This is a genomic window from Streptomyces sp. JLYT201 (assembly GCF_059448825.1).
In genome coordinates this window covers 5,154,570-5,177,175 of record NZ_CM182551.1, presented here as the reverse complement: position 1 = coordinate 5,177,175, position 22,606 = coordinate 5,154,570, and the positions used below count along the sequence as shown (strand labels likewise).

The window sequence follows — 22,606 nt, the reverse complement described above, 5'->3', positions numbered from 1 at the left end:
GAGGGGATGAACGTGGTCGGCCGGATGCGGGCCTGGCAGCGCGGCTGGCACGAGCGCACCAAGATCGAGCGGGTGGAGCTCCAGTCCGTGGCGCTCTGGCACGCCATGCCCTGGCTGCTCTTCCTGAGCTGGGGCTCGCTGCCGCTCGGCCTGAGCCTGGCGCCGGACCTGTCGGCGCAGCTGCTCGGCTGGGCGATGATCGTGACGGCCGCGGGGCAGTGCGTCCAGGTGAACCGCAGCCTGCGGCGGGCGCTCGACCACTACTTGGGGCGCGCCCCGTACCCCGCGCGCGACCTCGCGGTGTCCCGCGCGCTGATGGTGGTCATGCTCGCCCTCGCCCTCGCGCTCCAGACCGTGGACGGCGTCGAGGAGGGCCTGATCGGCTTCCCCGTGGCCTTCCTCGTCGTGCCGCACTTCGAGGCGCTCGCCTTCGCGCTGGGGCTGCGGAGCTTCGGGATGCGCTTCGCGCTCGTCGAAGCGGTGGTCGTGACGGGCTTCGCCGTGGTCGGCGTGCGCGACGGGCGGCTGCTCGGGATCGCCGTGCTCGTCGCCTTCGGCGCCGGCGTGGCCCTGCTCAGCACGCGCTGCGGGGCCTGGACGCTCTCGGTGATGTGGGAGGCCGACCGGGCCCGCGAGGTCGAGGCCCGGCTGGCCGTCGCCGAGGAGCGGCTGCGCTTCGGCCGCGACCTGCACGACGTGATGGGGCGCAACCTCGCCGTCATCGCCCTCAAGAGCGAGCTGGCCGCGCAGCTGGCCCGGCGCGGGCGGCCCGAGGCCGTGGACCAGATGGTCGAGGTGCAGCGGATCGCACAGGAGTCGCAGCGGGAGATCAGAGAGGTCGTGCGCGGCTACCGCGAGGTCGAGCTCGGCGTGGAACTCATCGGCGCCCAGGGGGTCCTGGAGGCCGCCGGAATCCCCTGCCGGGTGACCGGGGAGCCCGCGGGCCTGCCCGCCGCGGTGCAGTCGGCACTCGGCTGGGTGGTGCGGGAAGGCACCACGAACGTGCTGCGCCACGGCGACGCACAGCACTGCGCCATCACCGTGTCGGTCACGGAAGGACGAACGACGTTGACCATCGAGAACGACGGGGTGCCCGAGGGCCGCGCGGCCACCGGCGGCACCGGACTCCCCGGCCTGCGCGAACGCCTCGCGGCCGTGGGCGGCACCCTGGAGCACTCCGCCGACGGCGGCCTGTTCCGGCTCACCGCACGGGTGCCGGTGTCCCCCGGGACGGCCCCGGCCGGCGAGGCCGAGGACGCGCTCCTGGCCGGGGTCCCGGGGGCGAGGGCCTCGTGACCGTGCGCGTGCTGCTCGCCGACGACGAGCATCTGATCCGCGGCGCCCTCGCCGCCCTGCTCAGCCTGGAGGACGACCTCGCCGTCGTCGCGGAGGCCGCGTCCGGGCCCGAGGCCCTCGCCATGGCGCGGGCCCACCGGCCCGACGTCGCCGTGCTCGACCTCCAGATGCCGGGGGCGGACGGTGTGAGCGTGGCCACATCCCTGCGGGACGAACTCCCCGGCTGCCGGGTCATGATCGTGACCAGCCACGGCCGCCCCGGCCACCTCAAGCGGGCGCTCGCGGTCGGCGTGCGCGGGTTCGTGCCGAAGACGGTGAGCGCGCAGCGGCTCGCCGAGATCATCCGCACCGTGCACGACGGACGGCGGTACGTGGACCAGGAGTTGGCGGCCGACGCGATCTCCGCGGGGGACTCCCCGCTGACCGCCCGCGAGGCCGAGGTGCTCGAACTCGCCGCCGACGGCGCGTCCGTCGCGGAGATCGCCGAGCGCGCCTCGCTGTCCCAGGGAACGGTCCGGAACTACCTCTCGTCGGCGGTCACCAAGACCGGTGCCGAGAACCGGCACGCGGCAGTGCGTCTCGCCCGCGAGCGAGGTTGGGTATAGTAGCTATCGCGCTTCGGCGCAGCGCGGACGTAGCTCAGTTGGTAGAGCGCAACCTTGCCAAGGTTGAGGTCGCCAGTTCGAACCTGGTCGTCCGCTCAAGTGAAGCCCCCCGGTTCCTCGAACCGGGGGGCTTCGTCGTGTGCCCGGCTACCAGGCGGTGCCGGTGAGGCGCTCGTACGCCTCGATGTACTTGGCGCGGGTCGCGGCCACCACGTCCGCGGGCAGCGGCGGGGGCGGCAGCTCGCCGTGGCGGTCCCAGCCGGACGCGGACGACGTCAGCCAGTTGCGGACGAACTGCTTGTCGAAGGACGGCTGGGCGCGGCCCGGCTCCCAGGTGTCGGCCGGCCAGAAGCGGGACGAGTCCGGCGTCAGGACCTCGTCGGCGAGGACCAGCGTGTCGCCCTCGAAGCCGAACTCGAACTTCGTGTCGGCGAGGATCACGCCCCGGTCGCGCGCGATGTCCCGGGCCCTGCCGTAGACGGCGAGGGTGGTCTGCCGCAGCTGGGCCGCCGTCTCGGCGCCGACCTGGCGGGCCACCTCCTCGTACGAGACGTTCTCGTCGTGCTCGCCGACCTCCGCCTTCGTGGCGGGCGTGAAGATCGGGGCGGGCAGCTCGGAGCCGTCGGTGAGGCCCTCGGGCAGCGCGAGGCCGCAGACGGTGCGGGTCTCGTTGTACTCCAGCAGGCCCGAACCGGTCAGATAGCCGCGGGCGACGCACTCGACGGGCACCATCTCCAGGCGCTTGCAGATGAGCGTGCGCCCCTCCCAGTCGGCGGGGGCACCGGGCGGCAGCTCGGTGGAGAGCACGTGGTTCGGGGCGATGTCGGCGAGCTGGTCGAACCACCACAGCGACAGCTGGGTGAGCACCCGGCCCTTGTCGGGGATCTCGGTGGGCAGCACCCAGTCGTAGGCGGACATGCGGTCGCTGGCGACCATCACGAGGTCGCCCGCCTCGTTCTGGTACAGCTCGCGCACCTTGCCGGTGTGCAGATGCACCAGGCCCGGAACCTGGAGCGGCTCGGGCTTTTCAACGAATCCGGACACGGTTCCTCCCCGTGGTTCTGAACAAGTGCTCTGATTCTCCCGTATGCGGGGAGTGGTCTTGGCCAAGGGTTGGCCGAGTCCCGACGGCCGCGGCGGCCCGCCGGGTCCGCGCCGGGGTCAGTCGCGCTTGCAGATCCGGTCGAGGAGGTTGGCGGTGGCGCGCTGGATCCGGGCGTCGATGTGGCCGGGCCGGTCGAGCGCCGGGGACCAGGCGAAGGTGCCCGAGGCGAAGACGAGCGCGCCGGACGGGGCGCGGTACAGGGAGGTCTCCTGGTGGCGGACGGTGCCCTCGCTGTCCTCGTACGGGGAGTGCGCGAGCAGGATGCGGTCCTGGTGCTCGGGCAGCGCCGTGCGCGGGAAGTAGCGGTCGGCCTCGCCCGCGACCAGGCCGTCGATGCCGTCGCCCTCGTGCGCGCCGGTGGCCTCCCACAGCCAGTGGTCGGCGTTGCGGACGATCAGCGGGTGCGGCTCGGGGACCCGGCCCGCGTACTGGATGCCCATCAGCTGCTGCTCGGGGGCGTCGATCTCCCGCCACAGCGCGGCCTTCCCGGGGCCGCGGCGCTTGCGGCAGGTCAGCAGGCGGTCCGGGACGCCGGACGGGGACGGGCCCGACTCCACCTGCCAGTACATGGTGTTGGCGGAGAGGAAGACCAGCGAGGTGCCGTTCTCCCGGGCCAGTTCGGCGGTGCGGCGCATCGCGACGGACCAGTACTCGTCGTGGCCGGGGAAGACCAGGCCGCGGTAGCGGGTGGGGTCGATGCGGCCCGCGTGCAGGTCGCGGGCGTCGGCGTAGGCGAGGTCGTAGCCGTACCGCTCGGCCCAGCGGATGAAGTCGTAGGCGTGGCCGACGTGCAGGGGCAGGCCCGCGCCCGCGTACGGCCGGTCGAAGGAGACCGTGACGGCGGCCTCGCCCTCGCCGAGGAGCCGCCCGTGCTCGTCCCAGGCGTGGTAGAGGCTGGCGCCGGTGCGGCCGTCCTCCGGGTAGAGGTTGTACGCCTGCCAGGTGATGTCGGGGAGCACGACGAGGAGGTCGGCGGACGGGGCGTGGCCCAGCTCGCCCTGGACGAGGCTGTCGCGGACGGTGAAGGGCACGTGGGAGCGGTAGCCGTCGGCGGTGGTGAGGACGGCGACGTACGCGCCGATGTTCCAGTACGCCGGGATCTGCAGGCGCCAGGAGAGCCACCAGTGGTGGCAGGAGACCGTGCGGTCGGCGGTGAGCGGCGGGGGCTGCACGATGCCCGCGAGGCGAGGGCTCGTGGTGATCTTCGCGGCGCCGTCGCCGCCGTAGTGGCCGATGCGGTAGATGTCCACGCTGAACTGCTGCGGCGGGTCGACCGTGATGTGGAAGTCGAGCGCCTCACCCGGGGCGGCGGCGCCGGTGCTGGTGAAGCCCTTGATCTGGCGGTGCACGTCGTCGGCGGTGCGGGGGCCGCCGCCGGGGCGCCGGGCCGGGAGGTGGCCGGGTCCGGTGGCGCCGGGCGCCGGGGCGTGGTCGACGTACCAGGGGACGACCTGGCCCGTGTCGTCGAAGTAGTGCTCCGCGCCCCGGAGCCAGGGCAGCGGGCCCTGGCCGAAGGGGTCGGTCACGGCGTGGGCGAGGGCGCCCGACTCCCAGCGGCGGATCGGCTCCGGTCCCATGCGTTGTCCCCTCCCTCGCTCCCCCGAGCCTGTTCTCCGCCGCTGCGTGGTCGATGGCTCCGTGCCGGTGCGGAGGCGGAGCCGCCGCGGGCCGCGGCGGTCTTTCCCTTTCGCGGTCCCAGCACATCACATTACGCACGCGGTCCGTCACCGTTCGTCGTGAATTAACGAGACCGGCGATGACCGGAACGTTTCACTCCGGGCGCGGGGACGGCAGGCGGGGTGCCCCGGGGGGGGCGGGGCGTCTAGACGAGGCGCAGGGGTTTCTCCGGGCGGACGCCCTGGGCGGTGAGCCAGGCGCGCAGCGGCTCCGGGTCGCCGTCCTCCACCAGGGTGAGCACGCGCGGCGTGAGGTCGGCCGCGCGCTCGCCGTCCATCAGCAGGGAGGGGCCGTCCAGCCAGTCGAGGCCGGGGGCCGCGCCCGCGGTGTCTATGGCCGCGCAGCACACCATCGCCGCTACGTGGTCGGCAAGCAGCTCGCGGCCGGACCGGGGCGGCTGGAGCGGGAACAGGGGCAGCGCGCCGTCGTCCCAGAGCGCGTCGTCCGGGGACTGGCCGGTGGGGGCGGGCCGTGCGGGGGCGGCGGCCTCCTCGCGGGCCAGCTCGGCGCTGAGCCCGGCGGCGAGCTGGCCGCTGCGGCCTTCGTCGGGGTCTTCGCGGTGCGCGGCTTCGCGGTCGGCGTCCTCGTGATCCGGGTACGCGCGGTCGGCGGCTTCGTGATCCGTGTGTGCGCGGTGCGTGCCGACGCCGTCCGGGTCGACGGCGTCCGTGGCGACGGCGTCCGTGGCGACGCGGTCCGGGTCCGCGCCGCCCGTGCCGACGCGGTCGTCGGCTTCGAGAGCGGTGGGTTCGAGGGCATCGGCCTCGAGGTCGGCGGCCCAGACCTCCCTCGCGCCGGGGGTGTCGGTGTCCGGGGTGCCGGAGGCGCGGCGGCGGGCCGCCCGCTCGGGGTCCGTCAGATGGTCGAGGACCCGGCCGAGCGTGGGGCCCTCGGGGTCGGGGGCCTCGGGGTCGAAGGAGCGGCTGACGCCGAGGGAGTCGAGCACGCGGTGCAGCCGGGCCGCGTCCATGCGCCACTTGCGGTCCACGACCTCGTCCGGGTACTCCTGCCAGGCCACCGGGGCCCAGCCGGGGCCGGACTCGGCGGGTCCGCCGTGGAAGAGCCGGGCGGCGAGCAGCGAGGCGGCCTCGTCGACCACGCCGGGCTCCTCCAGGAGGTCGCAGGCGGGGCGCTCGCCGAGCCGTGAGGCGAACCCTTCGGCGAGGCGGTCCCTGCGGGACAGCTCGGTGAGCGCCGAGACCACGCCCGCGTCGAGCCGCGAGGGCCAGCGGCCCATGCGCCAGGCGGGCAGCGCGACCCGGGTCAGGAGCCGGTCCCAGCCCGCGTAGGCGAGGCCGACCTGCTCCTGGGCGACGATCCGCGCGCCGTAGTCCACGGTCTGGGCGCGCTCGGCGGCGGCGGCCGCGACGCCGCGCTCCATCTCCGCCGCGTGCATCCGGCAGCCGCGGAGCAGCAGCCGTGCCACCCAGCCGACGCCGCCGAGGACGGTGCGCGTGATCGGGCCGCGGCCGGGCGAGGAGGCGACGGCGACGGCCGCGTCCAGGCCGCGCACGAAGCGGCGGGCGGCCGCTATGTCCGGGTGGGCCGAGGGGCCCGTGCCCGCGACGACGGGAGCGAGGACCGCGCGCAGCTCGCCGACCCGCATCCACCACAGGAAGGGCGAGCCGATGACGAGCACGGGGGCGGCGGGGGCGCGGCTCTTGGGCGGGCGGCCGCCGCGTATCCCGTTGCGGAGGTCCGGGTCGTCGTCGGCGGCACCGCTCTCGGGGGCCGGGCCCGCCCCTCCGCCCTGCGCCGCCTCGGCCTCGCGGCGGCGCGCGCACGCGTCGTGGGCCGGGTGGGTGCGGTCCTCCAGCCAGCTGTCGCAGTCGGGGGTGAGCGCTATGGCGGAGGGGGCGGGGACGTCCAGGCGGTCGGCGAGGTCGCGCACCAGGCGGTACAGGTCGGGCGCGGCGGCTTCGCTGATCGGGACCGTGGGGCTCAGGGCGGGCCGGGCGCGGGCGACGACCAGGGCGACGACCGAGGCGGCGACGAGGGCGAGCACGGCGAACACCGTGACGACCCAGCGGGCCGCGGCCCAGGCGGCCCCCTCGACGTGGCCCGTGACCGCGGCGGCGAGCAGGACGACGGCCACGGCCGCGGGCAGCAGGGCGACGGCCAGCGCCCTGCCGCGGAGGCGCAGCACGGCGAGAGCCCGGGAGCGCGCGGCCTGCGCGCCCGCCTCCTCACCCATACCTGACACGACCGAAGACACCCCCTGCTGCCTCACAGCTCGGCCGTCGGCCGGAGCCGGCGGCGCACGTCGATGGCGTTGCTCACTCCCCCACTGTGGCACCCGCCACCGACATCGCAATGCCGGTGGGCTGTTTGGCTATGGGTGCCGGAACGCCTGCGCCGCACCCTAGTTGGGGCGCAGGTCAGCGTCAGCCGGATGGGCGAGCGGTCACTCGATGGAATGGCTTTGGGTAAAGCTGTCCGCCAGGTAACGGCGCAGCGAGACGGCCAGGTTTCCGGCGAACGCCCGCTGCCCTTCGGCACCGATGAGGTCGAGGGACAGATAGGGATTGAGGTCCTCGAGCTCGACCAGGAGCAGCCGTCCGTCCGGCGCCCGGCAGGCGTCGACGCGCTGGATGCCGTACGGGAGCGTGTTCCAGTCGACGAACCCGCGCGCGAACTCCAGGTCCGCGTCCGTAGGGGCGTACGGTTCGAGCTCCCAGCGCCGGTCGGGGCGGGGGGCGTACAGCGCGTACTGGAAGGCGTCGTCGATGAAGTAGAAGGACACCTCGTGGCGGAAGTCGATCCGGGGCTGGGCGAGGAGCCCGCCGTCCGCGGTGAAGTCCAGGCCCGCGAGCTCCTCGCGGCCCACGGTCCGCAGGCCGATGGAGTCGGCGCCGAGCTTGGGCTTGACGACGTACGACGCCGCCTCGGGAAGCCGGTGGAGGTCCTCGCCGCGGTCGACGGTCGGGATGACCGGCAGCCCCTCGGCGGTCAGGTCGACGAGGTACTGCTTGCCCGCCATGTCGGCGCGGCCGGTCAGCGGGTTGTACACGCGTACGCCGTCCCGCAGCGCGCGGTCCCGGAAGGCGTCGTACGCCTCCTGGTAGTGGATGACCGGTCCGCTGTTGCGTACGACGACGAGGTCGAAGCCGTCCATCAGGGCGGCCGCGTCCAGCGGGTGGCAGAGCGCGACGTCCATGTCGTCGAGGTGCTCGCGCAGCCGGGCGGACAGCTGGATGTCCTCGTCGCAGTAGCGCCGCCCGCGCGCCTCGTAGGCGAGGTCGGTGACGTACAGGAGGCGGGGGCGCGGACGAGTTGAGGCCATGGCCTTACGTTACGTCACGACCCGGTCGCCCCCCGGCTACTCGGCGGCGCGCTCCGCGATGTCCGTGCGGTGCTGGGAGCCGTCCAGGCTGATGCGGGACACCGCGGTGTACGCGCGCTCGCGGGCCTGCGTCAGGTCGGCGCCGGTCGCGGTCACGGACAGTACGCGGCCGCCCGCGCTGACGACCGCGTCGCCCTCGCGCCGGGTGCCCGCGTGCAGGACGTACGCGTGCGGGGCGTCGTGGGCCGCGACCGCGTCGAGGCCCACGATGGGGTCGCCCGTGCGCGGGGTGTCCGGGTAGTTGTGCGAGGCGATGACGACGGTGACGGCCGCGTCGTCGCTCCAGCGCAGCGGCGGCAGATCGGCGAGGGTGCCGTTGGCGGCGGCGAGCAGGACGCCCGCGAGCGGGGTCTCCAGGCGGGCGAGGACGACCTGCGTCTCGGGGTCGCCGAAGCGGGCGTTGAACTCGATGACGCGCACGCCCCTGCTGGTGATCGCGAGCCCCGCGTAGAGGAGACCGGCGAACGGGGTGCCGCGCCGCCGCAGCTCGTCGACGGTCGGCCGCAGGACCGTGTCGAGCACCTCGTCGACGAGCTTCGGGTCGGCCCACGGCAGCGGCGAATAGGCGCCCATGCCGCCGGTGTTGGGGCCCTCGTCGCCGTCGAGTGCGCGCTTGAAGTCCTGGGCGGGGCGCAGCGGGACGACCGTCTCGCCGTCGGTGACGGCGAACAGCGACACCTCGGGGCCGTCGAGGAACTCCTCGATCACGACGCGGCCGCAGGCGCGGGCGTGCTCCCTCGCCTGCTCGATGTCGCTGGTGACCACGACGCCCTTGCCCGCAGCGAGGCCGTCGTCCTTGACCACGTACGGCGCACCGAAGGCGTCGAGGGCCTCGTCGACCTCCGCCGCGGTGGTGCAGACGTACGAACGTGCCGTGGGCACCCCGGCGCCCGCCATCACGTCCTTGGCGAAGGCCTTGGAGCCCTCCAGGAGCGCGGCCTCCTTGGACGGTCCGAAGCACGGGATGCCCGCGTCCCGCACGGCGTCGGCGACTCCGGCGACGAGGGGCGCCTCCGGCCCCACGACGACGAGGTCCGCCCCCAGCTCACGGGCGAGCCCGGCCACGGCGGCGCCGTCCAGGGCGTCCACCGGGTGCAGCTCCGCCGCCTCCGCGATGCCGGCGTTGCCGGGGGCGCAGTGCAGGGCGGTGACCGCCGGGTCGAGGGACAGGGAGCGGCACAGGGCGTGTTCGCGGGCACCGCTGCCGATGACGAGGACCTTCACAGGGTGAAGCCTAGCCCGGCGGGGCGGGTGGGTTTGGTCGGGTGTCCTAGGCGGGGGGCGGAGGTGGTTTGTGGATTCCTACGAGCACGGGGCCCGGCGGGGCGCCCGCTGCTCGTTCGGATACTCGTCGACCACCGTCCGAGCACGGGTGCCCGGCCGGGCACCCCCTACTCGTTCGGATACTCGTCGACCACCGTCGCGCCCAGCTCGCGGACGATCAGCTCGTGCCCGGACAGGGCGGAGTCGACGAGGTCCGGATCGTCGTCCTCGGGGATGTCGTCCTCCGGGGCGATGTGCTCCGGAGGCGGTGACACGGGCGCGGCCGCTGCCGGAGCCGCGGGCGCCGGGGCGGGCCGGGCAGCGGGCTGCGGCGCCGGAGCCGCGGGCGCCTGCGGGGCGGGCCGGGGGGCGGCGGGGGCGCCGTAGCCGCCGGACGGGGCGCCGTAACCACCGCCCTGGCCGCCGCCGAAGCCGGTCGCGGCGGGCGGCGGCGCGCTGCCGCCGGACGGGTCGACGATCGCCTCGACCTTCCACTGCACGCCGAACTGCTCGGACAGCGCCTGGCGCAGGACGTCCTCGCTGCCGCTGCTCGCGAAGTTGTCCCGGGCCCCGGAGTTGACGAAGCCGATCTGGAGGGTGGTCCCGTCGAAGCCCGCCACCTGCGCGTTCTGGCTGAGCAGGATCCAGGTGAAGCGGCGGCGGTTCTTGACCGCCTCCAGGATGTTCGGCCAGAGGGAGCGGGGGTCCAGGCCGCCGGTGGGCGCGGGCGCGGCGGCCTGCGGGGCGGGGGCCGGGGCCTGCGGGGCCGCGGGGGGCGCGGACGGCGTGACCGGCGCGGGGGCGGGGGCGCCGCCGCCCGCGGGGGCGGCCGTGGGCCAGCCGCCGGGCCGGGGTGCGCCGGAGGCCGCGGGCGCGGCTCCGCCGCCCGGCGCGGAGGCTGTGGGCCAGCTGCCGGGGCGGCTCGCGGCGGGGGCGGACGGCTGGGCGGGCTCGGGGGCCTGCGGGGCCGGGGCCGGGGCAGCGGGCGGCGCGGGAGCCACCGGCGGAGGCGGCGGGGTGGCACCCTGCGCGGGCCCGGACGGCACGGGCCCGGACGGCACGGTGCCCCCGGCGGGAGCCCCGTCGGATGCCCCCCGCACCGCGGCACGCGCGGCGGCGGGACCGCCACCGGGCGGAACGGGCGGGCCGGGCGGAGCGACGGGCCCCGGCGGCACGGCGACGCCGGGCTGCTGCACGCCCGCGTGGGCCTCGGGCCCGGGCACGTACCCCATCGGGGGTGCCGAGGCGGGACCCTGCGCCATGAAGTGCCCGCCCCGCTCCAGGCGGTCGAGCCGGGCCATGACGGCACGCTCGTCGTCGTACGCGGCGGGGAGCAGCACGCGGGCGCAGATCAGCTCCAGCTGGAGCCGCGGCGATGTGGCGCCGCGCATCTCCGTGAGGCCCGCGTTGACCAGGTCGGCGGCGCGGCTGAGCTCGGCGGCGCCGAACACCCCGGCCTGCGCCTGCATGCGCTCGACCACGTCGGCGGGGGCGTCGATGAGGCCCTTCTCGGCGGCGTCGGGCACGGCGGCGAGGATCACGAGGTCGCGCAGCCGCTCCAGCAGGTCGGCGACGAACCGCCGGGGGTCGTTCCCGCCCTCGATGACGCGGTCGACGACCTCGAAGGCGGCGCCGCCGTCCCCGGAGGCGAACGCGTCGACCACGGAGTCGAGGAGCGACCCGTCCGTGTACCCGAGGAGGCCGGTGGCCATGGCGTACGTCACACCGTCCTCGCGGGCGCCCGCGAGGAGCTGGTCCATCACGGACATGGAGTCACGCACGGAACCGGCGCCCGCGCGCACGACGAGGGGCAGCACCCCGTCCGCCACGGGGATGTCCTCGCGCCCGCACACCTCGGAGAGGTAGTCCCGCAGGGTGCCGGGGGGCACGAGCCGGAACGGATAGTGGTGCGTGCGCGACCGGATGGTGCCGATGACCTTCTCGGGCTCGGTCGTGGCGAAGATGAACTTCAGATGCTCCGGGGGCTCCTCGACGACCTTCAGGAGGGCGTTGAACCCCGCCGACGTGACCATGTGGGCCTCGTCGATGATGTAGATCTTGTACCGGCTGCTCGCGGGCCCGAAGAAGGCCTTCTCGCGCAGGTCACGGGCGTCGTCCACGCCACCGTGGGAGGCCGCGTCGATCTCGATGACGTCGATCGACCCCGGTCCGTTCCGCGCGAGGTCGCGGCAGGACTGGCACTCACCGCAGGGGGTCGGAGTGGGACCTTGCTCACAGTTCAGACAGCGGGCGAGGATGCGCGCGCTCGTCGTCTTGCCGCAGCCGCGCGGGCCGCTGAACAGGTACGCGTGATTGACCCGGTTGTTCCGCAGCGCCTGCTGCAGCGGGTCGGTTACATGCTCCTGCCCGATGACCTCGGCGAACGACTCCGGGCGATAGCGGCGGTACAGCGCGAGAGACGACACACCTACGAGGTTAATGGCGCCCACTGACAACACGGACCGCCCTGCGGCAGCACCGGCCCCAGAACGCAAAGCGCCCCCCACGCACCCGCCAGAGCCGACCTACCCTTGCTGCCTTCCGGCCCTGGGGGAGTTCAGTCAGATAGCGCCACGTGAGGGGCTGGCCCCCACAGTAGCCGATCCCCACCCCCGGGAACGAGTTCGCGAGCACTCCTCAACGTCTTGTATTGTTTGCCGCGGAGGATTCGCCTAGAGGCCTAGGGCGCACGCTTGGAAAGCGTGTTGGGGGCAACCCCTCACGAGTTCGAATCTCGTATCCTCCGCCAGTGCCTCACCGGGCACGATGTCGAAGGGCCCCGCTGCTTGCAGCGGGGCCCTTCGACGTTGTGCGCTACGCCATCGGTACGGAACCCACCAGCCCGCCGTCGACCACCAGGTCCTGCCCCGTGACGTACGCGGCGTCGGCCGAGGACAGGAAGGCGACCGCGGCCGCCACCTCCTCGGCGCGGCCGAGGGCGGCGAGGGGGACCTGGGCGGTGACGGCGGACTCGGCGGCGGGGTCCGGGTTGGCCGCGCGGTACATGGGCGTGTCGATGTAGCCGGGGCTGACGGAGTTGACCCGGATGCCCCGGGGGGCGAGTTCGGCGCCCAGGGTGCGGGCCAGGTTGTGGACGGCCGCCTTCGTGGCGGAGTAGACCGACGCCACGGCGAGGCCCCGGTGGAGGGTCCAGGAGGCGTTGAGGACGAGGGAGCCGCCGTCCCGCAGGAGCGGCAGGGCCTTCTGGACGGTGAAGTAGACGCCCTTGAAGTTCACGTTCACCGCGTGGTCGAAGTCCTCCTCGGTGATCTCCGCGCTCGGTTTGAAGAGGCCCACGCCCGCGTTGGCGAAGACCGTGTCCAGGCCGCCGCGCCAGTCCTCGATCGCGCTCATCAACGCGTCCAGGTCGGCCGGGCTGCTCGCGTCCGCCCGCACGGCGAGCACGCGGCCGGGGGCGTCCAGCTCCGCCGCGGCCTTCGCCAGGCGTGCCTCGTCCCGGCCGGTGATGACCACGTGCGCGCCCTCGTCGAGGAGGCGCCGTGCCGTCGCGAGGCCCATGCCGCTGGTGCCGCCGGTGATCAGAGCCGTCTTGTCCGTGAATCGCTGCATGGACCGATCGTCGGGGCCGCGCGGCCGCGGCGGGGAGTGTGAGCTGAGCCTGGGTCCAGCACCACCACCCTGGAGCTCACACCCGCTGGATTTACACGTTCGGGTGATATGCCAAACAGCCATTCCCATGGGGTCCGTGTGCTGCCGGAGGCGAGGGGCGGAGCGCCGACGTGCCGGGACGTTCCGCGGGGCGGCGCTTACCGGCCATCGGGCGCCCGGGGCGGACGGGGCGCTCGTTGACCCGGGTGCGCGCCGGTTGTTGGCTCGTCGCGCCTCACCAGGCCTTGCCGGAGCCGGAAGGGACGCGCGATGTCGACAGCAGCGGAGCAGCAGCCGGAGAGCGGTCGAGAGGGCGGACAGGAGGGCGGACGCGCCCAGTTGAGCCTGGGGATCGCCGCCGCGCGGAACCTGACGACGACCACCAAGAGCGTGCCGCAGATGCAGGGCATCAGCTCCCGTTGGGTGCTGCGGTCGCTGCCGTGGACGGAGGTGAAGGGCGGCACGTACCGGGTCAACCGGCGGCTGACGTACGCCGTGGGCGACGGCCGGGTGTCCTTCGTGCAGGAGGGGGCCGACGTCCGCGTCGTACCGCAGGAGCTGGCCGAACTCGGCCTGCTGCGCGGGTTCGACGAGGCGGAGGCCCTGGGTGCGCTCGCCGCGCGGTTCACGCAGCGCGAGTACGAGCCGGGGCAGGTCGTCGTCGAGGCCGGGCACCCCGTGGACCAGGTCGTGCTCGTCGCGCACGGACGCGTGGAACGGATCGGGCACGGCCCGTACGGCGACGAGACCGCGCTGGGCGTCGTCGCCGACGGCGGGTTCTTCGGGGGGCGGGCGCTCGCGCCGGACGCCGCGGACGCGGGCACGTGGGAGTTCACCGCGCGCGCCGCGACCGCCACCACCGCGCTCGTGCTGTCCCGGCAGGAGTACGAGGCCGTCGCCGGGCGGCACGAGGCGCTGCGGGAGCACGCGCGACGGCGGTTCGCCGAGCGCGACCTGCCGCAGACCAAGCACGGCGAGGCGGCCGTCGACCTGGCGTCGGGGCACTCCGGCGAGCCCCCGCTGCCGGGGACGTTCGTCGACTACGAACTGCGGCCCCGGGAGTACGAACTGAGCGTCGCGCAGACCGTCCTGAAGGTGCACTCGCGCGTCGCCGACCTCTACAACGACCCGATGAACCAGGTCGAGCAGCAGCTCCGCCTGACCATCGAGGCCCTGCGCGAGCGGCAGGAGCACGAGCTGGTCAACAACCGGGAGTTCGGCCTGCTGCACAACGCCGACCACGGGCAGCGCATCCAGACCCACTCGGGACCGCCGACCCCGGACGACCTCGACGAGCTCCTGAGCATGCGGCGGCAGACGCGGTTCCTGTTCGCGCACCCGCGCGCCGTCGCGGCCTTCGGGCGCGAGTGCAACAAGCGGGGCCTGTACTTCGGGCACACCGACCTGGACGGGCGCCGGGTCCCGGCCTGGCGCGGCGTCCCGCTGCTGCCCTGCGGCAAGATCCCGGTCTCCGCCGGGCAGACCTCGTCGATCATCGCCGTGCGCACGGGCGAGGAGGACGCGGGCGTCGTCGGGCTGCGCCAGACCGGGATCCCGGACGAGTACGAGCCGGGGCTCAACGTGCGGTTCATGGGGATCAACGACCAGGCCGTCATCTCCTACCTGGTGAGCACGTACTACTCGGCGGCCGTGCTCGTCCCGGACGCGCTCGGCGTCCTGGAGGGCGTCCAGGTCTCCGCCGCCCGCGCGTAGGGGGCCTGGGTACACCCCGGGACACCACCCCGCCCCATGTCGGCGCGGCCCCGCCCCGGGGAGAGTGGGGACGTCAGCACGGCACGTCCCCACCACGCAGCAGACGAACGCGAGGCCCGCCATGACCACGACCCTCCCCTACGCCGCCCCGGCCGCGCCCGAGCAGGCGCGGCGGCCCGGCTTCTGGCGGGCGCCCGTCTCCGCGGGCACCTTCCGGGAGTTCGGGTACACGCTGACGAACCTGCCCGTGGCGATCGCCGGTTTCGTCTTCGCCGTCACGCTGTTCTCGCTCGGCGCGGGCCTCGCCGTCACGCTGCTCGGCATCCCCGTGTACGCGGCGATGCTGGCCGGGGCGCGCGGCCTGGGCGCGGTGGAGCGGCGCCGGGCGCGGGCCCGGCTCGGGCTCGTGGTCGAGGACCCGGCGGCCGCGCGGACGCCGCGCGAGGGCGGCGCCTGGGCCCGGGCGTGGGCGCGGCTCGGGGACGCGGCGGGCTGGCGGGCCCTGCTGTTCCAGGTCGTGATGTTCCCGTGGCGCGTGACGAGCTTCTGCGTGGCGGTGACGCTGTGGGTGACCGGCTGGGCCGTCGCCCTGTTCCCCGCGTACTCCTGGGTCTTCGCGCGCTATCTGGACTGGCCGGGCTACCGCGTCTACGACTTCACCTCGGGCGGCGAGCACCACGCGTACTACATCGAGTCGCCGTGGCAGGTCGCCGGGGTCTCCGCCGTGGGCATCCTGCTCGTGCTGCTCACGCCGCTGGTCATCCGTGCCCTGAACGGCGTGGACCGGGCCGCCGTGCGGTCGCTGCTCGGCCGGTAGCGGGTGAGCCCGACCCCGGTGAGCACCACCGCCATCCCCGCCACGACGCGCACGCTCAGCTCCTCCCCCAGGACGAGGGCCCCGAGCGCGACCGAGACCACCGGCAGCAGATAGCCGACGGTCGCGGCCGCGGTGGGGCCCTCGTCGGCGATGAGGCGGGAGTTGAGGTGGAAGGTGAGGCCGGTGCCGAGGACGCCGAGGACGACGACGGCCACGAGCCCGGTGAGGCCCGGCGCGGCGGCGGGCCCCGCGGTGAAGGGCAGGCCGAGCGCGGTCAGGCCGGTGGCCACCAGGAGCTGGGCGGCGGAGAGGGCGAGCGGTGCGGTGCCGCGGCCGACGAGGTGGCGGGCCATGTACGCGAAGGCGACCGCGTAGCTGACGGCGGCGGCGAGCAGGACCAGGGCGCCGGCGCCGGCGAGCCCCGCCCCGTGCCAGGGCGCGAAGATCAGCAACGTGCCGGCGAAGCCGAGGACGAGCCCGCCGAGCCGGTGCGGGCCGAGCCCCCGGTCGGTGCGCAGGAGCAGGCCGAGGCCCAGGGACCACAGCGGCGTGGTGGCGTTCATGACGCCTGCGACGCCCGAGTCGACGCTCTGCTCGCCGATGCTGAAGAACAGGAACGGCAGCGCGTTGCAGAACAGCGCGGCCACGACCAGATGGCCCCAGGTGCGGCGGTCGCGCGGCAGGCGCTGGCGGGCGGCGCGGGCGAGCCCGAGGAGCACGGCGGCGCCGAGCGCGCAGCGCACGACGGTGACGTACAGCGGCCCGAGCCCGCCGTCGAGGGCGAGTTTGATCCACAGGAAGCTCGAACCCCACAGCAGGGCGAGGACGGCGACGCGCACGACGGCTCCAGAGTCAGGGAGGGGCTTGGGGGGCGTACGTCGACGGTGCCCCGGCCCGACCCGTAAGACAAGCGAAAAGATATGGAGCCAGACTTAAGCAGTGCTACATCCGGGGCGTACGCTGGGCGCATGCTCGACATGCGGCGCATGCAGATCCTGAGGTCGGTCGTCAGCAGCGGCTCGGTCACCGCGGCGGCCCGGAACCTGGGCTACACGCCCTCGGCGGTCAGCCAGCAGATGGCGGCCCTGGAGAAGGAGGCGGGCGTCGCCCTCCTCGAACGGACCGGGCGCGGCGTGCGGCCCACGGACGCCGGGCGGCTGCTCGCGGACTGCGCGGCGGCGGTCGGACGGCACGTCGCCGAGGCGGAGACCGCGCTCGCCGACCTGCGGTCCGGGCGCACGGGGCGGATCTCGGTGCGGTACTTCGCCACGGCGGGCGCCCGCCTCGTCGCGCCCGCCCTCGCCCTGCTGCGGCGGGAGCACCCGGGCGTGCACACGGAGCTGCGGCTCGACGAGGACCCGCTGCCGGACGTGAAGGCGGGCCGCGTGGACCTGGCGCTCGTGGTGCGGCGCCCCGACGCGCCACCGGTGGACGGCGTCCGCTTCGTCCACCTCCTGGACGACCACTACCGCGCGGTGCTCCCGGCCGGCCACCGTCTGGCCGGGCGTGCCGTGCTCTACCTCGCCGAGCTCGCGGGGGAGCCCTGGGTGGGCAGCGAGCTGCCGGGCCCCTGTCTGGACGCCGTGCTCGACGCGTGCGCGGCGGCGGGCTTCACCCCCGACTCCGTCGTGGACAGCGGCGACTACGCGACGGCCCGGGGCTTCGCGGCGGCGGGCGTGGGCGTGACCCTGGTGCCGGGCCTCGGCCTGGCGGGCGTCCCGGACGACGCCGGGGACGTCGTCGTACGCGACGTCACCCGCCCCCGGCCGACGCGCTCGATCTGGGCGGCCGTCCGCGCGACGGCCCCGCAGGGACCGGTCCTCCAGGCGTTCCTCGGGGCCCTGCGCACGACGGCGGCCGACACGGCCGGTGCCGCCGCCTAGCCCGGCCTGCGCCCGGGGCCCGGCCGGGGGATGATCGGCCCATGGACAAGGACGTCACCCTGCACCTCGCCCAGGAGGCCGAGGCCGACGCGCTGCTGAGCCGCAGCCCGCTGGCCGCGCTCGTCGGGATGCTCCTGGACCAGCAGGTCCCCATGGAGTGGGCGTTCGCGGGCCCGTACACGATCGCCCGGCGGATGGGCGCGGACGACCTCGACGCGCACGACATCGCCGCGTACGACCCGGAGGAGTTCGCCGCGCTCCTGGCCACGAAGCCCGCCGTGCACCGCTACCCCGGCTCGATGGCGGGGCGCGTGCAGAAGCTGTGCCAGTACCTGGTCGAGCACTACGACGGGGACGCCGCCGGGATCTGGCGGGACGCGGGCAGCGGCAAGGAGCTCCTGGGCCGCCTCACCGACCTGCCCGGCTTCGGCAAGCAGAAGGCCCAGATCTTCCTGGCCCTGCTCGGCAAGCAGCTCGGCGTGCGCCCCACGGGCTGGCGGGCGGCCGCGGGGGCCTACGGCGAGGCCGGGTCCTACCGCTCGGCGGCCGACATCACGGGCCCGGAGACGCTGCACAAGGTCCGCGCCTACAAGCAGGAGCAGAAGGCGGCGGCCAAGCGGGCCGCGTCGACGTAGCCGCCCGGCCGGTCAGCGCCGCCGCCGGGCCGTCCCGAAGACCGAGCGGGAGATCTCCCGGCCCAGCTGCGTGCCCACGGACCGCAGCAGCGACTTGAACATGCCGCTGCCGACCACCTGGTCCACGACCGAACCCCCGCCACCGCTCCCGCTCCCGCCCTTGCCCCTGGCGGCCTTGGGCGGCTCCGCGGGGGCCGCGGCGGCGGCCGCAGCGGACTCCTCCTGGAGGCGTTCGTACGCGGAGTGGCGGTCCACGGCCTCCGCGTACCGGGAGTAGAGCCCGGAGCCCCGCACCGCCCGCTCCAGGTCCGCGGCCTGCACCGGCCCCATCAGGGACTGCGGCGCCCGCAGCCGCGTCGCCGCGACCGGCGTCGGCGCGCCCTTCTCGCTCAGCACGGTGACCACGGCCTCGCCGGTGCCCATGCCGGTGAGGGTCTCCTCCAGGTCGTACGCGGAGGTGGGGAAGGTCCGCACGGTCGCCTTGAGGGCCTTCTGGTCCTCGGGCGTGAAGGCGCGCAGCGCGTGCTGGACGCGGTTGCCGAGCTGGGCGAGCACGTCGGCGGGCACGTCCTTGGGCGTCTGGGTGACGAAGAAGACGCCGACGCCCTTGGAGCGGATGAGCCGCACGGTCTGGGTGATCGACTCCAGGAACGCCTTGGACGCCCCGCTGAACAGCAGATGCGCCTCGTCGAAGAAGAAGACGAGCTTGGGCCGGTCCAGATCACCGACCTCCGGGAGGTCGTGGTACAGATCCGCGAGCAGCCACATCAGGAACGTCGAGAAGAGCGCGGGCTTGTCCTGGACGGCGGGCAGCTCCAGGACCGACACCAGGCCCTGCCCGTCCCCGGCCACCCGCAGGAACTCGCTCGTGTCGAACTCCGGCTCCCCGAAGAAGTCCCCCATGCCCTGCGTCTCGAACGTGGTGAGCGCCCGCAGGATGACCCCGGCCGTGGCGGTCGACAGGCCGCCGATGGCCTTCAGCTCCGCCTTGCCCTCGGGCGAGGTGAGGAAGGTGACGACCGCCCGCAGGTCCTTGAGGTCGACCAGTTCGAGGCCCTTCTGGTCGGCGTAGTGGAAGATCAGGCCTAGGGACTGCTCCTGGGTCTGGTTGAGCTGGAGGACCTTCGCCATGAGGAGCGGGCCGAAGCTCGTCACGGTGGCCCGTACGGGGATGCCCGTGCCGATGCCGCCGAGCGCGTAGAACTCGCTGGTGAAGCCGCGCGGTGCCCACTCCTGGCCGACCTCGCGGGCCCGTGCGGCGACCTTCTCGCCCGGCTCGCCGGGCACGGAGACGCCCGAGACGTCGCCCTTGACGTCGGCGAGGAAGACCGGCACGCCCTGCGCCGCGAGCTGCTCGGCGACGAGCTGGAGCGTCTTGGTCTTGCCGGTGCCGGTGGCCCCGGCGACGAGCCCGTGCCGGTTGAGCATCGCCAGCGGGATGCGCACCTGCGCGTCCGGGTGGCACCGGCCCTCCCACAGGACGGCCCCGAGGTCGAGCGCGGGCCCTTGGAAGGCGTACCCGGCGGCGATCTCCGTGACCTCGGCGACCTCGGGCGCCTCGGCGGCTTCGGGGGCCGCGGCGGCCTCGGGGGGCGCAGCGGCTTCGGGCGCCTCGGCGGCCTCGGGGGGCGGCTGCGCGCCCGGGGACACCCCGGGCACGGACTCGTTCGGGCGGTTTCCGCCATCGGGTGTGGACGGCGCCGGTCGGCTGTCGCTCACTTCGCACCCCGTTCCCGACTGGAGAGTTCCCGCTTTGCCCGGCTTTCGGACGGCATTTCCCAGGGTCGCACTCGGCCGCCATGGCTGCGCCCGGAGAGCCTTGACCGGTAGGCTTTCCGTGTGATCTTCAAGCGCATCGGAAACGGCCGGCCGTACCCCGACCACGGCCGGGAAAGCACCCGGCAGTGGGCGGACGTCGCGCCGCGCCCGGTCCGCCTCGATCAGCTCGTGACGACCAAGGGCCAGCTCGACCTGGAGACCCTGCTCGCCGAGGACTCCACGTTCTACGGCGACCTCTTCGCCCACGTGGTCAAGTGGCAGGGCGACCTGTATCTGGAGGACGGCCTGCACCGCGCGGTCCGCGCCGCGCTCCAGCAGCGCCAGGTCCTCCACGCCCGCGTCCTCGAACTGGGCTGACGCCACCCCCCGGAGCGCCCCCCGCGCCAGGGCCCAATTCCGCGTTGGCCCTTTCGGGTTGGACTGCGCATCCGATAATGATCATTTAGTAGGCATCGTGCCCCGTCGGCACTACGCTGCGCCCATGAGCATGCTCACTCCCCCCGGCATGGGCGGCAAGTACCGCATCACGGGGGACAAGTATCCGCGAATGCGCCGCCCGAGCGGCCGCCGCAGGATCGTGCTCGCGGCCGTCGCGGCCCTCGCCGCGTTCGGCCTCATCGGCTGGGGCACCCTGCAGCTCATCGACGTCTTCACGGGCGGCGACGAGGCGTCCGCCGCGGCCCCCGCCAAGGACTGCGCGAAGAAGAAACAGCCGCAGCGGCAGGCCGCGGCGAAGAAGGCCGGGCCGCTGCCCGAGCCCCGCCGCATCACCGTGAACGTCTTCAACGCCACGCCCCGCGAGGGCCTCGCCAAGAAGACCGCCGACGACCTGAAGAAGCGCGGCTTCACCGTCGCCAAGTTCGACAACGCCACCAAGGCGTACGACAAGAAGGTCAAGGGCCCCGGGATAGTGCTCGGCCCCCGCTCCGCCCTGGACACCGCGCTGCCGGTGCTCGCCACGCAGCTCACCGGCGCGGAGAAGCGCACCGACGGCCGCAGGAGCGGCACGGTCGACCTGATCCTCGGCGCCGGGTTCAAGGGCCTGGCGAAGGAGAAGGACGCCGCCGAGGCCCTGGCGGCACTTGCCAAGCCCTCACCGGCGCCCTCCGGGCCGTCGTCGGGCGACGGCAAGAACTGCTGAGCGCACACCGCCGCGCGGCGGTGCGACGGCCTGCTACTCGGCCGTCCCGTACATCCGGTCCCCGGCGTCGCCGAGGCCCGGGACGATGTACCCGCTGTCGTTCAGGTGCTCGTCCACCGCGGCCGTGACCACGGTCACCGGCGTCCCCGCCAGCTCGCGCTCCATGACCTCGACACCTTCGGGGGCGGCGAGGAGCACCACGGCCGTCACGTCGTCCGCGCCGCGCTTGATGAGCTCCTGGATCGCCGCGACCAGGGTGCCGCCGGTGGCGAGCATCGGGTCGAGGACGTACACCTGGCGGCCGGACAGGTCCTCCGGCATGCGGGTCGCGTACGTGGACGCCTGGAGCGTCTCCTCGTTGCGGATCATGCCGAGGAAGCCGACCTCGGCGGTGGGCAGCAGGCGCACCATGCCGTCGAGCATGCCGAGCCCGGCCCGCAGGATCGGCACCACCAGGGGACGCGGGTACGACAGCTTCACGCCGGTCGTCGCGACGACCGGGGTCTCGATGTCGACCTGCTCGGTGCGCACGTCCCGGGTGGCCTCGTACGCGAGCAGGGTGACCAGCTCGTCGGCCAGGCGCCGGAAGGTCGGGGAGTCGGTGCGCTTGTCGCGCAGCGTGGTGAGTTTGTGCGCCACCAGCGGGTGGTCGACGACGTGGATCCGCATTGTTCAACAGTAACCGGGCGAAGCGCCCCCTCCGTCCCCCGCGGGCCGCACCTGCCCGCCACGGCCCTCCCTGTCCCTCCGTTGGCATCAACCCGGCTCCCCGGGGGAAGGTGGACGTACGGACCGGGGTGGTGTGGCCGATGCCCGACAGGGAAGCGCGCGAGACCGACGCGGAGCGCCGCAGGCGCCGTGCCCAGTTCCTGCACGAACTGGCCGAGGCACGCGAGCTGCGGGCCCGGGTGACGCCGCGCCGCGCACGGGCGGCCCGGCTGCGACAGGCGATGCGCATGCGCACGTTCCGCTGGTAGCCGCCGGGGGCCACGACGGCGAAACAGCATGTGATTCGCAACGCGACGCGGACACAGCGGCCGGAAGACCTCTCCTGAAGCCGTTGTTTCTGCCACGATTCCGAGTGGGCGGGGCTCGGCACAGCATTTCCCGCCCCCGACGTCCGCCGGGGGGATCCCCAACCGGCGCCTATGAACAGTGGGAGAGTCACGGTGTACTTCGCCGCACTGCTCGCGCGCACCGAAGACGGGTGGGAAGCGAGCGACACGGAGCTCGACGATGTGGAGACCCTGTCGGATCTGACCGACCTGGCCCGTGAGGCCGCCGCCGAGGCGGGCGGCGCCGACGACGAAACAGTGCTCGTCTTCATCGAGCAGGAAGACGCGTGGTTCGGCGTCGTCCGCGTGGACGGCGAGGACGACCCGCGCATCTACGTCTCGGACGCGGCCGCCGCCGCCCGCAGCGCCTACGGCGAGATCCTGCTCACCGACGAGATGCTGGGGCGCGATCCGGACGACGGCGCGGACGACCTGGACGCGCTGGACCTCGACGGCACGGAGGACGGCGAGGACTCCTCCGGCGACGACGAGACCGACGGCGGGGCCGAGGCCGTGCCCGCGGGACCGCTCGGCGACCGGGAGCTCCTGAGCGACCTCGGCGTATCGGAGAAGGAGCTGCTCGCCCTGGAGAGCGGGGACGCCCTCAACGAGATCGCCGACGTCCTGGGCGCCGCGGAGGTGCTCGAAGCGGTCCGCTGACCACGTCCGCGCGACAGGCCCGGGT

General features: G+C 74.3%; 19 protein-coding genes, 2 tRNA genes, 1 other RNA gene and 1 pseudogene. 12 read left to right on the top strand and 11 right to left on the bottom strand.

Features of this window, described 5'->3' with window-relative positions; all coding sequences use genetic code 11:
- Positions 1-6 precede the first annotated feature (6 nt).
- From AC5WAM_RS21550 to AC5WAM_RS21540, 3 genes are all read left to right on the top strand, one after another.
- Positions 7-1,296: a sensor histidine kinase gene (locus AC5WAM_RS21550; RefSeq protein WP_495518521.1), complete on the top strand. Its 1,290-nt coding sequence runs from the start codon at positions 7-9 to the stop codon at positions 1,294-1,296.
- Positions 1,293-1,901 carry a response regulator transcription factor gene (locus tag AC5WAM_RS21545; protein ID WP_138960546.1) on the top strand — a complete coding sequence of 203 codons (609 nt, stop codon included), beginning with the start codon at positions 1,293-1,295 and terminating at the stop codon, positions 1,899-1,901. The genes AC5WAM_RS21550 and AC5WAM_RS21545 overlap by 4 nt, the downstream gene beginning before the upstream one ends.
- Positions 1,902-1,924: 23 nt before the next feature.
- A tRNA-Gly gene (locus tag AC5WAM_RS21540) sits at positions 1,925-1,997 on the top strand.
- A 51-nt stretch (positions 1,998-2,048) separates the two neighbouring features.
- On the opposite strand, the gene AC5WAM_RS21535 is transcribed toward AC5WAM_RS21540, so the two are convergent.
- The 7 genes from AC5WAM_RS21535 to ffs all read right to left on the bottom strand — a co-directional run bounded on the left by AC5WAM_RS21535 (position 2,049) and on the right by ffs (position 11,877).
- Positions 2,049-2,945, bottom strand: coding sequence for a phosphoribosylaminoimidazolesuccinocarboxamide synthase (locus AC5WAM_RS21535; protein ID WP_495518520.1), 897 nt, complete (start codon positions 2,943-2,945; stop codon positions 2,049-2,051).
- A 117-nt stretch (positions 2,946-3,062) separates the two neighbouring features.
- A complete protein-coding gene (locus tag AC5WAM_RS21530; protein WP_366790892.1) occupies positions 3,063-4,583 on the bottom strand; it encodes a N,N-dimethylformamidase beta subunit family domain-containing protein in 1,521 nt (506 codons plus the stop codon).
- Between the two features lie 245 nt (positions 4,584-4,828).
- Positions 4,829-6,877, bottom strand: a complete 2,049-nt coding sequence (locus AC5WAM_RS21525; protein WP_495523626.1) for a hypothetical protein — start codon at positions 6,875-6,877, stop codon at positions 4,829-4,831.
- A 210-nt stretch (positions 6,878-7,087) separates the two neighbouring features.
- Positions 7,088-7,966 carry an ATP-grasp domain-containing protein gene (locus AC5WAM_RS21520; RefSeq protein ID WP_495518519.1) on the bottom strand — a complete coding sequence of 293 codons (879 nt, stop codon included), beginning with the start codon at positions 7,964-7,966 and terminating at the stop codon, positions 7,088-7,090.
- Positions 7,967-8,002: 36 nt separating this feature from the next.
- A complete protein-coding gene (gene purD / locus AC5WAM_RS21515; protein ID WP_366790890.1) occupies positions 8,003-9,250 on the bottom strand; it encodes a phosphoribosylamine--glycine ligase in 1,248 nt (415 codons plus the stop codon).
- A gap of 167 nt (positions 9,251-9,417) precedes the next feature.
- On the bottom strand, positions 9,418-11,715 hold the full coding sequence (locus tag AC5WAM_RS21510; RefSeq protein WP_495518518.1) for a DNA polymerase III subunit gamma and tau: 2,298 nt from the start codon (positions 11,713-11,715) through the stop codon (positions 9,418-9,420).
- Between the two features lie 63 nt (positions 11,716-11,778).
- An RNA gene (gene ffs, locus AC5WAM_RS21505) (signal recognition particle sRNA small type) lies at positions 11,779-11,877 on the bottom strand.
- A gap of 73 nt (positions 11,878-11,950) precedes the next feature.
- Here ffs and AC5WAM_RS21500 point away from each other — a divergent pair.
- Positions 11,951-12,038, top strand: a tRNA-Ser gene (locus AC5WAM_RS21500).
- 65 nt (positions 12,039-12,103) lie between these two features.
- Here AC5WAM_RS21500 and AC5WAM_RS21495 read toward each other — a convergent pair.
- Entirely contained in the window at positions 12,104-12,859 is a 756-nt protein-coding gene (locus AC5WAM_RS21495; protein ID WP_495518517.1) for a glucose 1-dehydrogenase, read from the bottom strand.
- 309 nt (positions 12,860-13,168) lie between these two features.
- On the opposite strand from AC5WAM_RS21495, the gene AC5WAM_RS21490 reads away from it, so the two are divergent.
- Entirely contained in the window at positions 13,169-14,611 is a 1,443-nt protein-coding gene (locus tag AC5WAM_RS21490; protein WP_366790887.1) for a family 2B encapsulin nanocompartment shell protein, read from the top strand.
- Between the two features lie 121 nt (positions 14,612-14,732).
- A pseudogene (locus AC5WAM_RS21485) lies at positions 14,733-15,359 on the top strand (sensor domain-containing protein); the annotation flags it as partial.
- Here AC5WAM_RS21485 and AC5WAM_RS21480 read toward each other — a convergent pair.
- Entirely contained in the window at positions 15,296-16,267 is a 972-nt protein-coding gene (locus AC5WAM_RS21480; protein ID WP_366790886.1) for a DMT family transporter, read from the bottom strand. The pseudogene AC5WAM_RS21485 and the gene AC5WAM_RS21480 sit on opposite strands and share 64 nt — an antisense overlap.
- A gap of 129 nt (positions 16,268-16,396) precedes the next feature.
- Between AC5WAM_RS21480 and AC5WAM_RS21475 the strand changes: the two genes are divergently transcribed.
- The gene (locus tag AC5WAM_RS21475; protein WP_495518516.1) at positions 16,397-17,311 is read left to right on the top strand and encodes a LysR family transcriptional regulator; all 915 of its coding nucleotides are present in this window, start codon (positions 16,397-16,399) and stop codon (positions 17,309-17,311) included.
- 41 nt (positions 17,312-17,352) lie between these two features.
- Positions 17,353-17,946: an HhH-GPD-type base excision DNA repair protein gene (locus tag AC5WAM_RS21470; RefSeq protein ID WP_366790884.1), complete on the top strand. Its 594-nt coding sequence runs from the start codon at positions 17,353-17,355 to the stop codon at positions 17,944-17,946.
- 12 nt (positions 17,947-17,958) lie between these two features.
- Here the strand turns inward: AC5WAM_RS21470 and AC5WAM_RS21465 are convergent, their stop codons facing one another.
- On the bottom strand, positions 17,959-19,476 hold the full coding sequence (locus AC5WAM_RS21465) for a helicase HerA-like domain-containing protein (protein ID WP_495523625.1): 1,518 nt from the start codon (positions 19,474-19,476) through the stop codon (positions 17,959-17,961).
- A gap of 309 nt (positions 19,477-19,785) precedes the next feature.
- Here AC5WAM_RS21465 and AC5WAM_RS21460 point away from each other — a divergent pair, with 309 nt between their 5' ends.
- Positions 19,786-20,082, top strand: a complete 297-nt coding sequence (locus AC5WAM_RS21460) for a type II toxin-antitoxin system VapB family antitoxin (RefSeq protein ID WP_003955420.1) — start codon at positions 19,786-19,788, stop codon at positions 20,080-20,082.
- Positions 20,083-20,206: 124 nt separating this feature from the next.
- Positions 20,207-20,866 (top strand): LytR C-terminal domain-containing protein, encoded by a 660-nt coding sequence (locus AC5WAM_RS21455; protein WP_366790883.1) that lies wholly within the window; start codon positions 20,207-20,209, stop codon positions 20,864-20,866.
- 33 nt (positions 20,867-20,899) lie between these two features.
- Here AC5WAM_RS21455 and upp read toward each other — a convergent pair whose 3' ends face one another.
- On the bottom strand, positions 20,900-21,535 hold the full coding sequence (upp, locus tag AC5WAM_RS21450; RefSeq protein WP_138960559.1) for a uracil phosphoribosyltransferase: 636 nt from the start codon (positions 21,533-21,535) through the stop codon (positions 20,900-20,902).
- A 140-nt stretch (positions 21,536-21,675) separates the two neighbouring features.
- Here upp and AC5WAM_RS21445 point away from each other — a divergent pair, with 140 nt between their 5' ends.
- Together AC5WAM_RS21445 and AC5WAM_RS21440 are read left to right on the top strand one after the other, a co-directional pair.
- Complete coding sequence (locus tag AC5WAM_RS21445; RefSeq protein ID WP_171075797.1) at positions 21,676-21,843, top strand: hypothetical protein; 168 nt, start codon at positions 21,676-21,678, stop codon at positions 21,841-21,843.
- 192 nt (positions 21,844-22,035) lie between these two features.
- Entirely contained in the window at positions 22,036-22,581 is a 546-nt protein-coding gene (locus AC5WAM_RS21440; RefSeq protein WP_495523624.1) for a tRNA adenosine deaminase-associated protein, read from the top strand.
- Positions 22,582-22,606: the final 25 nt, after the last annotated feature.